This window comes from Thalassorhabdus alkalitolerans, assembly GCF_042656525.1.
Classification (GTDB): Bacteria; Bacillota; Bacilli; order Bacillales; family Marinococcaceae; genus Thalassorhabdus; species Thalassorhabdus alkalitolerans.
In genome coordinates, this window is record NZ_JBHSOZ010000003.1 from 103,872 (window position 1) to 117,245 (window position 13,374).

At 36.9% G+C, this 13,374-nt stretch carries 10 protein-coding genes, 2 pseudogenes and 1 other annotated feature (1 of these 13 cut by a window edge); of the genes and pseudogenes, 10 read left to right on the forward strand and 2 right to left on the reverse strand.

All coding sequences use genetic code 11. From position 1 onward, the window contains the following. Window positions 1–189 (forward strand) — a binding site (T-box leader); it begins 35 nt to the left of the window's first position. Between the two features lie 47 nt (window positions 190–236). Continuing rightward, the gene (gene tyrS / locus ACFPU1_RS03120; protein WP_385938505.1) at window positions 237–1,481 is read left to right on the forward strand and encodes a tyrosine--tRNA ligase; all 1,245 of its coding nucleotides are present in this window, start codon (window positions 237–239) and stop codon (window positions 1,479–1,481) included. A gap of 184 nt (window positions 1,482–1,665) precedes the next feature. Here tyrS and ACFPU1_RS03125 read toward each other — a convergent pair whose 3' ends face one another. Both ACFPU1_RS03125 and ACFPU1_RS03130 read right to left on the reverse strand, forming a co-directional pair. Further along, complete coding sequence (locus ACFPU1_RS03125; RefSeq protein ID WP_385938508.1) at window positions 1,666–2,805, reverse strand: ABC transporter ATP-binding protein; 1,140 nt, start codon at window positions 2,803–2,805, stop codon at window positions 1,666–1,668. A gap of 148 nt (window positions 2,806–2,953) precedes the next feature. Continuing rightward, window positions 2,954–4,123, reverse strand: coding sequence for an ROK family transcriptional regulator (locus tag ACFPU1_RS03130; RefSeq protein ID WP_385938510.1), 1,170 nt, complete (start codon window positions 4,121–4,123; stop codon window positions 2,954–2,956). Between the two features lie 379 nt (window positions 4,124–4,502). Between ACFPU1_RS03130 and ACFPU1_RS03135 the strand changes: the two genes are divergently transcribed. The 9 genes and pseudogenes from ACFPU1_RS03135 (at window position 4,503) to ACFPU1_RS03175 (ending at window position 13,204) form a co-directional block, all read left to right on the forward strand. Then, window positions 4,503–5,756: an ABC transporter substrate-binding protein gene (locus ACFPU1_RS03135; RefSeq protein ID WP_385938513.1), complete on the forward strand. Its 1,254-nt coding sequence runs from the start codon at window positions 4,503–4,505 to the stop codon at window positions 5,754–5,756. Between the two features lie 35 nt (window positions 5,757–5,791). Then, window positions 5,792–6,727: a carbohydrate ABC transporter permease gene (locus ACFPU1_RS03140; RefSeq protein WP_385938516.1), complete on the forward strand. Its 936-nt coding sequence runs from the start codon at window positions 5,792–5,794 to the stop codon at window positions 6,725–6,727. Beyond that, a complete protein-coding gene (locus tag ACFPU1_RS03145) occupies window positions 6,724–7,554 on the forward strand; it encodes a carbohydrate ABC transporter permease (RefSeq protein ID WP_054635855.1) in 831 nt (276 codons plus the stop codon). Before ACFPU1_RS03140 ends, ACFPU1_RS03145 begins: the two co-directional genes overlap by 4 nt. A 44-nt stretch (window positions 7,555–7,598) precedes the next feature. Further along, entirely contained in the window at window positions 7,599–9,620 is a 2,022-nt protein-coding gene (locus tag ACFPU1_RS03150) for a glycoside hydrolase family 31 protein (RefSeq protein WP_385938520.1), read from the forward strand. 29 nt (window positions 9,621–9,649) lie between these two features. Then, window positions 9,650–10,978 (forward strand): xylose isomerase, encoded by a 1,329-nt coding sequence (gene xylA / locus ACFPU1_RS03155; protein WP_385938523.1) that lies wholly within the window; start codon window positions 9,650–9,652, stop codon window positions 10,976–10,978. A 96-nt stretch (window positions 10,979–11,074) separates the two neighbouring features. Continuing rightward, window positions 11,075–11,251 (forward strand): annotated as a pseudogene (locus ACFPU1_RS03160) (FGGY family carbohydrate kinase); the annotation flags it as partial. Continuing rightward, window positions 11,250–11,666: pseudogene (locus ACFPU1_RS03165) on the forward strand (sodium ABC transporter ATP-binding protein); the annotation flags it as partial. The pseudogenes ACFPU1_RS03160 and ACFPU1_RS03165, both read left to right, overlap by 2 nt. Further along, entirely contained in the window at window positions 11,659–12,264 is a 606-nt protein-coding gene (locus ACFPU1_RS03170; protein WP_385938526.1) for an ABC-2 transporter permease, read from the forward strand. The pseudogene ACFPU1_RS03165 and the gene ACFPU1_RS03170, both read left to right, overlap by 8 nt. A gap of 97 nt (window positions 12,265–12,361) precedes the next feature. Beyond that, window positions 12,362–13,204 (forward strand): CPBP family intramembrane glutamic endopeptidase, encoded by an 843-nt coding sequence (locus tag ACFPU1_RS03175; protein WP_385940440.1) that lies wholly within the window; start codon window positions 12,362–12,364, stop codon window positions 13,202–13,204. The last annotated feature ends 170 nt before the right edge of the window (window positions 13,205–13,374 follow it).

The following is a 13,374-nucleotide window of genomic DNA, read 5'->3' on the forward strand; positions in this document are numbered from 1 at the left end:
CTCCCTTTTGCAGAGAGTCAGTGGCTGGTGTGAACTGACATAAAGGCAGCTATGAATTACCTCCTAGAGATGTCTTTGTGAATGTGCAGCAGCAAAGAACGGGTGATACCGTTAACGAAATGAGTGGAAGAGCAGTTCATGCTCTTCAAAAAGGGTGGTACCGCGTACAACAATAACCACGTCCCTTTAGCAGGGGCGTGGTTTTTTATATTTTATTTAGAGAAAGGAAGACGATGATGAGTACAAGTGAAAAGCAATTAACAGAAGAACAGGCAAGAGAAGTCCAAAGACAATTAGATTTTTATGTGCAGGGAGTTCGTGAGATAATACCAACCGAAGAGCTGGAAAACAAATTGGTGAAATCTATTGTTGAAGGCAAGCCATTAAAAATTAAGCTTGGATTAGATCCTTCGGCTCCAGATGTTCACCTTGGCCACACGGTGGTACTCAATAAAATCAGACAGTTCCAAGAGAATGGCCATACCATTCAGCTCATTATTGGTGATTTTACTGGAAAAATCGGAGATCCTACAGGGAAGTCTGTTGCCAGAACGCAGTTGACCGATGAAGAAGTACGACAAAATGCAAAAACCTACTTCGAACAATTTGGAAAAGTAATTGATATGGAGAAAGTAGAACTTCACTATAATTCAAAATGGCTCAGTCCCTTACAATTTGAAGAGGTGATCAACCTGGCCGGGAAGGTCACTGTTGCCCGGCTCCTTGAAAGAGACGATTTTGAGGAGCGGATGGCATTTCGTAAACCGATCTCCCTTCATGAATTTTTCTACCCGGTCATGCAGGGATATGACTCTGTCATTTTAGAAAGTGATATAGAACTTGGGGGAACCGATCAACACTTTAATGTTCTTATGGGCAGGCACTTTCAAGAAAGGTTTAAAAAAGAACCGCAGGTAGCGATGTTAATGCCTCTATTGGAAGGCATTGATGGTGTAGAAAAGATGTCAAAGTCAAAGAAAAACTACATTGGTATTGATGAAAGTCCAAATGAGATGTACGGAAAAGCAATGTCCATTCCAGATGAATTGCTCATCAAATACTTTGAACTCATTACAAATTTATCCCCAACTGAGGTTGAAACGATAAAGAACAAGGTACAGTCAGGGGAGCTTCACCCAAGAGATGCCAAGATGTTATTAGGAAAAACGATTGTTGAGATGTATCACGGAAGGGAAGCAGCTGAACAGGCAGAGCAGCACTTTGTCTCTGTCTTTCAACAAGGGAAAACACCAGAAGTCATTCAAGAGTATGAATGGGAGGGCAACCCCGAAGTATCCGTAATAGATCTCCTTGTTCAGCTGGATCTTTTGAAATCTAAAAGTGAAGCCCGGCGTATGATTGAAAATAGAGGTGTCAAGGTGGATGGGAACAGAATAGAAGATACGGGAGTTGTTATTACCTTAAGTAATGGCTTAATCGTACAAGTAGGAAAACGTAAATTTGCTAAAATAAAATTATAATCGAGGGAAGGTACAACTTTTTGTTGTACCTTTTTTTTGATAATTTCTTCTTGGGGAACTTTTAAAATATTACATGGAAGTATAGCTTATTCTATTGATTCTAATCTAGCTAAATAAAAAGACCCAAGTGATCTTTTCTTGGGTCTATCTTAATAAACGTAATCTTTTAAAGAAAAGGTTATGGTTAACCGCTTATAGCTGATTTTTTTTCTTCTTTATTGGAAGTGTAAGTAAGCCTTTCTTCTGTATCAGGATGGAAGAAATGTACTTTATGCATATTGAAAGCAACCTCTAATTTACTGCCACTAGCGATATTCGTTCGGGAATCAATCTTTGCAATCAATTTTTGGCCGTCTATGGTACTGTTAAGTAATGTTTCCGCTCCATTCATCTCTGCGACCTCAATATCTAAAGTGATCTTTGAATCTGGTGAAGAATCGATAAATACAAGCTCATCATGAACATCTTCAGGTCTTATCCCTAAAATCAATTTATTATGTGGCAAAGATTCTTGTTTTAATTGCTTAAGCTTTCCTTCTGGAATAGTTATTTCTGTGTTTTCTGTTACAAATTTGTTATTTTTTAATGTTCCCTCAATGAAATTCATAGCCGGAGAGCCTATAAATCCACCAACAAATACATTTATTGGTTTTTCATAAACCTCTTTTGGAGTACCTACTTGTTGGATAACTCCATCCTTCATTATGACTATCCGACTTGCCATAGTCATTGCTTCCGTCTGGTCATGGGTTACATATATCGTTGTAGATTGAAGGCGTTGATGGAGCTTAATTATTTCAGCACGCATTTGCACGCGTAGTTTTGCATCAAGGTTTGAAAGCGGCTCATCCATAAGGAAAACTTGGGGATCTCGTACAATTGCCCTTCCAAGCGCAACTCTTTGTCGTTGTCCTCCAGATAAAGCTTTTGGTTTTCTATTCAAATAGTCTTTTAAACCTAGAATGTCTGCTGCATTATCCACTCGTTCTTTAATTTCTGTTTTGCTAAACTTTCGAAGCTTCAGACCAAAAGCCATATTATCATATACACTCATATGAGGATAAAGAGCGTAATTTTGGAAGACCATAGCTATATCTCTGTCTTTAGGAGGGATATCATTCATTCGCTTTCCATTTATAACCAAGTCTCCATTACTAATATCCTCGAGCCCAGCAATCATTCTTAATGTAGTAGATTTTCCACAGCCTGATGGACCAACGAAAACAATAAATTCTTTATCTTCTATATCCAAATTAAAATTTTCTACAGCTGTGACATCTCCACCGTAAATTTTATAAATCTCATTAAGTTTGATTTTAGCCATATTCTCACTTCCTTTTTAAAGTGTAAGTATGTTTCTAGTATAAAATCAATGTAAGCGTTTTAATATATTACATCTGCATCAAAATAAGTTTCATAGTTTGTGCAGGTTGTATAACAGAAAGGTGAACTACTTTAGTACATAGGACGTTTTATACTACTGTAACTTTGTTAGCGGATAAAAAACGTTCTATTGCAAAAGCAGAAGACCCTAAAGCGCATGAATATATACCTTGATTTGAGAAGGTAACAGAAGTAGTCTCATAAAAATATGGAAGAAGCCTTTGCTGTAATACCAGTTTTATAGGATTTTGCAACCATTTCTCTAGTTTTGAGAACCTATTTCCAATGATAATCTGTTCAGGATTAAAAGAATTAATTATATTAGCTAATCCTATCCCAACGAATTCACCAACTTGAGAGAAAGTATTAATTACCTCCATATTTCCTTGTTGAGCTTTCTTAATTAGTACCTCTAATGTAAGATCTTCGTCTGAAAAGTGAGGGTTTAATCTGTTGATTATTGCACTTTCTGAGCTATAAAGTTCCCAGCATCCTTTATTCCCGCATTCACATCGTTTACCGTTAGATTCAATTGTAAAGTGACCTACTTCACCAGAGATTCCTAAAGCCCCTCTATATAACTGATCTCTTATAACTACACCCGCTCCTATCCCTACCCCGATGCTTACGTAAATTAAATTTGAAGAGTCTCTCCCTCCACCATAAATTTTCTCTCCGTGAGCTCCTGCATTTGCTTCATTCTCAATTGTTATTGGTACGTTAAAATGTTCTTCCAGATATTCTTTTAAATGTACGCCATGCCAATCGAGGTTAGGAGCAAAAAGGATTCTTCCTTCATTGTTAATAATTCCAGGTACTCCAACTCCAATACCAATAATTCCGTAGGGTGAGTCTGGAGATTTTACTCCAATAGATTCAATTAAGCTTTTTAATTGTTGGAACACAGCTGCTGGTTCTTTATCAGTAATAGTAATTTCTTCTCTTTCAAGAATGTTTCCTTGTAAGTCAGTAAGAATAGCAAGAGCATAATTAACACCAAGATCAATTCCAATTGAGAAGCCTGCGTTTTTATTAAAGTAGAGCATAACAGGTTTACGACCACCACTGGATATGCCAGACCCTATTTCTTGAACGAATTGTTCTTCTAATAATTCGCTAACAAGGCTGGAAACAGTAGCTTTATTTAAACCTGTTAACTTAGAAATTTGAGCTCGAGATATAGGACTATTATTTTGGATCTTATTTAATACGATAGATTTATTTATTTTTTTTACAAGGCTGTGATCTCCCGTTTTCATAGGTATCCCTCCTGTAACAACAATTTTAGAAAAAAGTAGCATGAATTTGAAAAAATTGAAAAATAATTTATAAGTTTAAAGTAATAATACCTTAACCATTACGAAATAATCAATAAACTTAGTTTAATAATATAACAAAGTTATAGGTTTTCTTTTAGTTTAAAAAGCAAGGTATTAGATGTTAAAAATAATTTAACAACACTAAAGGTTATATATTCTAGGAAAAAACTGATCAATAAATAACTAAATATTAAAAAAACTATTTACATAAGCCCGGATTATAAGTTAAACTGCAATTAGTTTATACAGTAAACAAACTAATGAATTGAAGGACAGTGTCTATAGTTTTTAATTACTTTATTAAAGGATGGTGTGTTTTTTGAAAGCGTCTACAAAAAAAATAGTAGTTTTGTCAGTTTCAAGTTTAGTATTATTGGCAGGCTGTGGAAATGGAGCGGAAGAAGGTAGTACGGGTAATGAGGGTAATGGCCAAATTACCTTGACTGTTTGGGACTATTTTGAGAACGATGCTGCCCATGGTAGACAACAAATTGAGTTGCTTGAAGCATATGAAGAAGAAAACCCCCACATAACCTTTGAACGTACTTATGTACCAAATGCAGATCTTAATCAACGTATATCACAAGGAATAGCAGGTAATCAATTACCAGATATAGTCTTAGTAGATAATCCTGCTCACCAAGCGTTTGCTGAAGCTGGTGCTTTTGCAGATATTACAGAGGAAGTGGAAGAGTGGGGAGAGGCAGAACATTATTATGAAGGAGCATGGGAATCTACTATATTTGATGGAAGAAACTATGGGATCCCTAATAATAGTAATGCATTAGCTCTTTTTTATAATGTTGATATGTTGGAAGAGGCTGGTGTTACTGAACCTCCATCCACTTGGGAAGAACTGGAAGACGTGGCTGATCAGTTAACCACTGATGACACGTACGGTTTTGCATTTAGTGCTGTAAGAGATGAACAAGGCACCTTCCAATACCTTCCTTTTCTTTGGCAGTCAGGAGCGGATTTAGACAGCTTGTCTAGTGCAGAGGCTATATCTTCTATGGAGTTTCTGCAACAAATGATCGATGAAGGATCAATGTCTGAAAACGTAATTAACTGGGATCAACAAGATTTAAGAACTCATTTCCAGCTTGAAAACGTAGCCATGATGGTTAATGGCCCTTGGCAAGTTCCAAATATAAGAAACGAGGCTGAAGATTTAAATTGGGACGTGGTTACTATGCCTGCAGGAAATCAGGAAGCGTCCATCCTGGGTGGGGAAAATTGGGCGATTACTTCGACATCTGAACATAAAGAAGAGGCTTGGGAATTTCTAAAGTATACTCAGCAGCCAGAAGTTTTAGGTCCAACTCATGAGGATGGAGGGCGATTACCAAGCAGAGTTGATGTAGGCGATGACGATGATTACATTTGGAATCAAGATGAGCAATTAAGAGTCTTTATAGATCAGCTAGAAACGGCTCAACCAAGGGCATACGGAAGCAACTATCCTGAAATTTCAACAATCATTCAAGAATCACTTCAAAGATCTTTAATGGGGGAAGATGTTGAGGAAGTTTTAAATGAAGCAGATGAACGCGTTACTCCTCTGTTACCTTAACCAAGTATCACCTCGTCACTATAAGGAGGGTAAAGATGGAAAAAAGAGTAACTCAACTTGGAAGGAGCAATAATTTGCTTCTTCCAAGGTTGATTTTTAAAAAAAGCTTATTTAAGTATTTGTTTCTTTTACCAGCTCTATTATATGTCTTGATATTCATGATTTACCCTATCGCCTATAACATAATACTTAGTTTTCAAGATGTAACCTTAATGAATTTAGGAGCTGGTGGATCATTTATTGGAATTGAAAACTTTGTACAAGTATTACAGAACCCTTTATTCTTAACAGCTCTAGGTAACACGCTTATTTATACTGTTTCTTGTATCGTATTGCAGTTTGGGATTGGATTTTTGTTAGCTTTGTTTTTTAATCAAGATTTCCCTTTTAGAAACTTTTTTCGTTCTATTTTATTGTTAGCCTGGATGACACCAATGGTTATAACAGGAACATTGTTTACTTGGCTGTTAGATGTTGATTACGGAATTATCAATTACTTACTAATACAATTGGGGATAATTGATCAATCAGTTAATTGGTTAGGTCAGCAAAGTACAGCTTTGTTCGCAGTGATAGTAACTAATGTTTGGATAGGAATCCCTTTTAACATGATCTTAATCCTGGCAGCGCTTCAATCCTTGCCAAAAGATATCTATGAAGCAGCTAGAATAGACGGGGCTTCAAAAATAAGATCATTTTTCTCTCTTACATTGCCACTGTTAAAACCTTCTCTATTAGTAATTCTTGTACTAGGTATTATTTATACCTTTAAAGTGTTTGATTTAATTTTAATTATGACTGGCGGCGGTCCTGTAAATTCAACTTATGTTCTACCTTTTTATGCATATGAATTGGCTTTTGTAAATTATGAATTTAGTCTAAGTGGGGTTGTATCAACTGTTATATTAGTCATTTTAACTTTTGTGGCTCTAATCTACATCTATTTAAGTAGAAAGGAGGAGACAGAGTGAAGAAATATACACTTAAACAATATTTGTTATTTGTAGCAGCAATATTTATAACAGGTATTTTTCTCTTCCCAATTTACTGGATGATTGCCACTTCCGTTAAACCATCATCAGATATATTTGCTATCCCTCCAGTCATTATTCCTGACACTCTTGATTTCAGTGCTTATATAAACAACGTTATTGAAGATCAAAGTGTTCTAATGTATTTGCGCAATTCTTTCATAGTAGCTATAGGAACTACCATTTTGACTCTCTTGCTAGCTCTTCCTGCTGCGTATGCGATGGCAAGGTACAGGTTAAAAGGGACTGGAGCATTCTTGCTTATCCTTCTTGTCACGCAAATGGTTCCGGGAATCATGATGGCAATGCCTTTGTTTATTTTCTTTAGTAATTTGAATTTACTCAATAGCTTTCCAGCTTTAATACTAGGCAACACTACAATAGCGCTCCCGTTTGCTGTATTAATCATGCGACCATTTTTTCTCTCAATCCCTAAAGGACTTGAAGAATCTGCTCTAATTGATGGTTGTAACCGTTTTACAGCATTTATAAGAGTTGTGTTACCACTGACGGGTCCCATGCTCTTAACCGTTGGGACATTTAGTTTCTTATTTGCTTGGGGAGATCTAATTTTTGCATTAACGCTTACTTCAGATGAGAGTGTTCGACCTTTAACAGTTGGGATTACTCAGTTTATAGGGCAATATGGAACGCAGTATGAAAGCTTAATGGCTGTGGCCACCGTAGCAGCGCTTCCTATAATCATATTGTTTATAGCTATGCAAAAGTACATTGTTAGCGGTATTACAGCTGGGTCTGAAAAGTGATAAACCACCCTTTACTAGCATACAGAAAATTGGAGGTATAGAAATTGAACAATTACTTTAAAGTAGAAAATCAAAGGTTAGTCAGGTTATATGACAGTGAGAAGCTCTGGGTAGAACCGTGGGGAGAAAATAGTTTTAGAGTGCGTGCCACTCATATGGAAGCCATGCAAAATGAAGATTGGGCATTGCTTCCTCCTGAAGACATTGAGGCAGATATTAGAATTTATGAAGAGAAAGCGGTAATAAAGAATGGAAAAATCAGTGCTGAAATTACAAACGGCGGAAAAATAACTTTCTTTAATAGTAAAGGAGAAATACTTTTAGAAGAATTCGTACGAAAAAGGGATAAAAGAGATGATGTCAAGGAGTTTAAAAGTGCCTTGAATATCGAAGCTAGAGAATTCAAGCCAATCCTCGGTGGAGATTACCAGTTAACTCTTCGGTTTGAGTCGCACCCAAACGAAAAAATCTTTGGAATGGGTCAATATCAACAATCAAATTTAGATTTAAAGAATTGTACATTAGAGCTAGCTCATAGGAATTCTCAGTCAACAGTACCTTTTGCCTTATCTAGTCTAGGTTATGGTTTTTTATGGAACAATCCAGCTATTGGGAAAGTTGCTTTTAGTAAAAATATCACTGAGTGGTTTGTCCAATCAACAAAACAGTTGGATTTCTGGATTACCTCTGGTGACACTCCAGCAGAGATAGAAAAACAGTATGCAAAAGCTACAGGAACTGTTCCTATGATGCCTGATTATGCGATGGGCTTTTGGCAATGTAAATTACGTTATCAAACACAAGAAGAGTTGTTAAATGTTGCTAGAGAGTATAAAAGAAGAAACCTTCCTATTTCAGTGATCGTTATAGATTATTTTCATTGGACAAATCAAGGGGACTGGAAGTTTGATTTAGATTACTGGCCTGATCCTGATGGGATGATCCAAGAGTTAAAAGAGATGGGTATTGAATTAATGATTTCAATTTGGCCGACTGTAGATAAAACTAGTGAAAATTATGAAGAGATGCTTCAAAAAGGGTTGCTTGTTCGAACTGATAGAGGAATAAGAACAACTATGGATTTTCTAGGGAATACGGTATTCTTTGATGCAACAAACCCAGATGCAAGGAAATATGTTTGGGAAAAAGCAAAGAAAAACTACTACGATAAAGGTACTAATTTATTTTGGTTAGATGAAGCTGAACCAGAATACTCTATATATGATTTTGATAACTATAGGTACCATAAAGGTCCCAATGTTCAAGTAGGTAATATTTATCCGGCTATGTACGCTAAAACTTTTTTTGACGGAATGAAAGAAGAAGGTCATGAAGGGATTATTAATTTAGTTAGGTCTGCCTGGGCGGGAAGTCAACGATACGGAGCTTTAGTCTGGTCAGGTGACATAGATTCAAGTTTTAAATCTCTTAGAAACCAGTTTTCTATTGGATTGAACATGGGCTTAGCCGGTATACCGTGGTGGACTACAGACATAGGAGGATTTCATGGAGGTTACCCGGATGACCCTTCTTTTAGAGAATGTATTGTTCGTTGGTTTCAATTTGGGGCATTCTGTTCTGTATTCAGGCTTCATGGAGATAGAGAACCGCATTCCGAACCATTAGGCACTAGCGGTGGAGGTCTCAGGGATAGTGGCGCTGATAATGAAGTTTGGAGCTACGGAGAGGAAGCATATAACATATTCAAAAAGTATATGACCATCAGAGAGAACCTTCGTCCTTATATCACAAAGTTGATGGTTGAAGCACATCAAGATGGAACACCACCTATGAGGCCCCTTTTCTATGATTTCCCAAAAGATAAAGAAGCATGGGACATAGAAGATACTTATATGTTTGGGCCAGATATTTTAGTAGCTCCTATTTTTTATGAAGGTGAGCGTTCAAGGAAGTTGTATTTGCCAGAAGGACAGGTTTGGAAAGACGTAAACACTCATAAGACCTATGAAGGCGGCCAATTTATAGAATGTTCTGCCCCACTAGAGTCTATACCAGTTTTTCTAAGAGAAGGGTCTGAGTTATCAGTAAATCTTTTTGAAGAATAAAAATATTACGTCACTAAGAGGTGTAAGAAATGGATTATTTCAAAAATATAGAAAAAATAAAATATGAAGGAATGAACAGTAATAACCCTCTTGCCTTTAAACATTATAATCCCGATGAATCAATTGCAGGAAAGACAATGAAAGAACTTCTTCGTTTTTCAGTTGCCTACTGGCATACCTTTACCATGGATGGCTCCGATCCTTTTGGGTCTCCTACCATGCAGCGACCTTGGGATCAGTATAGTGGGATGGATCAGGCTAAAGTTAGAGTTGAAGCAAATTTTGAATTCATCGATAAGCTTGGCTTTGATTACTTTGCATTTCATGATGTAGATGTGGCTCCAGAAGGAAGTAACCTAAAAGAGTATAATCAAAATCTTGATGAAATTGTTAGTCTTCTAGAAAAACAAATGAAAGCCCAGAATGTGTCTTTACTATGGAATACTTCTAATATGTTTAGCCACCCCCGCTTTATGTTTGGGGCAGCTACGTCAAACAATGCTGATGTTTATGCTTATGCAGCAGCTAAAGTAAAAAAGCAATTAGAGATAGCAAAAGAGCTTGATGCGAAAAATTATGTATTCTGGGGCGGGCGTGAAGGTTACGAAACACTTCTTTACACAGATACAAAATTTGAGCTTGATAATCTGGCGCGTTTTTATCATATGGCAGTTGATTACGCGAAAGAAATAGGTTATGAAGGTCAATTTTTAATAGAGCCAAAACCAAAAGAACCAACAAAGCATCAGTATGATTTTGATACGGCAACAACTTATGCATTTTTACAGCACTATAATCTGACAGATCACTTTAAAGTTAACATTGAAGCCAATCATGCAACATTGGCAGGACATACATTTGAACATGAATTACGATATGCTAGAGAGCACGGTATCCTAGGCTCTGTAGATGCTAATCAAGGAGACATGCTTTTAGGATGGGACACTGATGAATTCCCATCTGACATTTACAGTGCTGTGTTAGCTATGTATGAGATACTCAAAAACGGAGGTTTAGGTAACGGGGGACTCAACTTTGACGCCAAAGTTCGTCGACCTTCTTTTGAACCGATTGATCTTGTGCATGGACATATCGTAGGAATGGACACTTTTGCCTATGGCTGCAAGGTTGCTCAACAATTAATAGAAGATCAAGTCTTTGAAAATATCATTGCTAAGCGTTACTCTAGCTTCGAGGAAGGCGTTGGAAAAGCTATCATCGAAAATAAAGTTTCCTTTAAGGAACTTCAAGAGTATGCAATGGAGAACACTATTAAAAATGAATCCGGACATCAGGAAATGATAAAAGGAATATTGAATCAATATATTCTGAAAGCCGGAGTGCCGGCAAAGGTGTAAAACAAAAGCAGGAGCTGCAGGCAAGAAGCAGCTCCTTTTTTATAGAGGGAATTACCTAGAGGTCTAAAATTCAATAAAAATGTAGGAGTGGAATGGATGGAATATGTAATTGGCATAGATCTAGGAACAAGTAGTGTAAAAGCTTTACTTGTAGATGAAAAAGGTAATGTAGCAGGTGAAACGACAGCCACGTATCCTATTTTTCATGACCATGATGGGTATAGCGAACAAGCTCCAGACGATTGGGTTAAGGAAACAAAAAATGTATTACGTGATAATGGATGAACCGACAGCAGGGCTGGATCCTATTTTCAGAAGGGAACTGCTGAATTTATTGCAAGAATTAATGGTTGATGGCAACCGAACAATTTTTTTCTCCACACATATTACGACCGATTTAAATCGTATCGCAGATTATATTGCTTTTATTAATAAAGGGAAATTAATGTTTAATCACTCCATTCACGATGTAGCTGAAAACTATGCACTTGTGAAAGGAGGCATTGATCTCTTGGATAGAGATACGGAATCGGATTTCATTCATGTTCATCGTGCCCCAACAGGCTTTGAGGCATTAACAGACAATATTCAAGCAGTGAAAAATACGTTCAGAGACTCTGTTGTCATTGAACAAGCATCATTGGAAGATATTATGTATTACATGAAAGGAGGCAAACAAAATGTTTAATTTAATCAGGCGTGATGTCATATTACAAAAACGGCAACTATGGATCTATCTTCCTTTCATCTCTTTTATTATTATTATGGATTCTCATCCTGCTTTGATTTTTCTCGTTGCCAGTGTTTTTATTCCGTTTAATTCATTTGCTTACGATGAGAAAGCGCAGACGAATATCTTATTAAACTCCTTACCTTATACGCGTAAAGAAATTATCGCGTCGCGCTATATTGGTGCTATTGTTTATATGATTTTAGCTATTGTAGTGACTAGTCTGGCATTATTTGTTTCGAATACTCTGTTTTCGGCAACAGATATTGCTATTGCCAGTGGTTTATTCCTGCTGTTTTCTGCATTCACCTTTCCTCTGTTTTATATATTTAAGCCTGGCTATATATCTTATGTTGTTCTCATTACCTTTCTTCTATTAGCAGGTATTGGACCACCTATTTTCATATTTTTAGCAGAGAATTTAACAGCAATTACTGATTTTATTTCCAGTTTATCTACCCCTTTTATATATACAGGAGCGACGGTGATTGTGTTGTTCTTCTATGCTGTTTCGTGGGGAATTACCACTATTATTTACCAGAGAAAAGCGTTCTAAGCAGGGGCATTTAGATTTGTATAAACCTATAAATAATTATTGTAAGCATACTATTGAAAAGAAGACAGGGAGGGGGGAGGAACCGAAGTTGAAAAATATGTTCTCTATGTTACTTGGTGGTTGGGGAATAGTCACTCTCGGATTATTCCTGGCTACATTTGCTGGGAGTATTGTCGAAGATCAGTTATTAATGACTAGAGATGGTAGATTCATCGTTCAAGCAGTCGTGATGAGTCTCATCGTTGTGCCATCCATTTTATATTTTTATCAGAGACTATATAGGGTCACGGGCAAGCCGACAAGACCCGTCTATTCTTTAAAAAGAGCACATCACTTTTTTACGGGCTTCTTTCTTGCGATCGGACTCTTCTTCGTTGGGTTATTCATTTCCAGCTCATTAGGTTGGCTTACCATTGATCAATGGCACGCACCCCAGTATTGGATCGGTGCATTCCTTTTTAATATGTTGATTGCGTTTTTTTACGAAGCTTTGCCTGAGGAACTCGCCTTGCGCGGATTTGTCTACGATGTGCTACGTCACCGTTTCACCGTCTGGTTTTCTGTGTTCATACAGACACTTTTATTTGTGGGGGTTTCCATTGGGGTTTCAGTATTACAAGTAATCGTTGGAATGGTACCAGTTGAAAACATCTTTATTATTCCCTCTATGATTTTACTGTTCTTTTTCGGCATAGCTTTGGCTCTAATGCGACTCTGGACAGATAGTTTGTGGGCATCCATAGGCTTTCATTTAGGATACTTAGAAATATCTCGTTTCTTGATCATGCCAACAGAATATGGTGCACCACCGATTATGACGTTTCAAGATACAATTACGTATGGAGCAGGAGCAAGCTTTTTAATAATGTTTATAATTATGGGAGCAAGCTTTATTCTTCTTATATTACTTGGTATGAAGCGTATGCGGAAAAAAGAATGACAATAAGAGCTATCCTCAACTAAGGAGCTGGAAAGAAACCTGATGGAAGTTATTTTCAGGTGATAAAGGTTCTTGAAACCTGATTGCCAATGAAACAAGTGAGGAATTCTTCTTCAAGGGGGTAGATTAAAGGTATAAATATAGAAACTACGAAGCAGTAACCCTTTTTA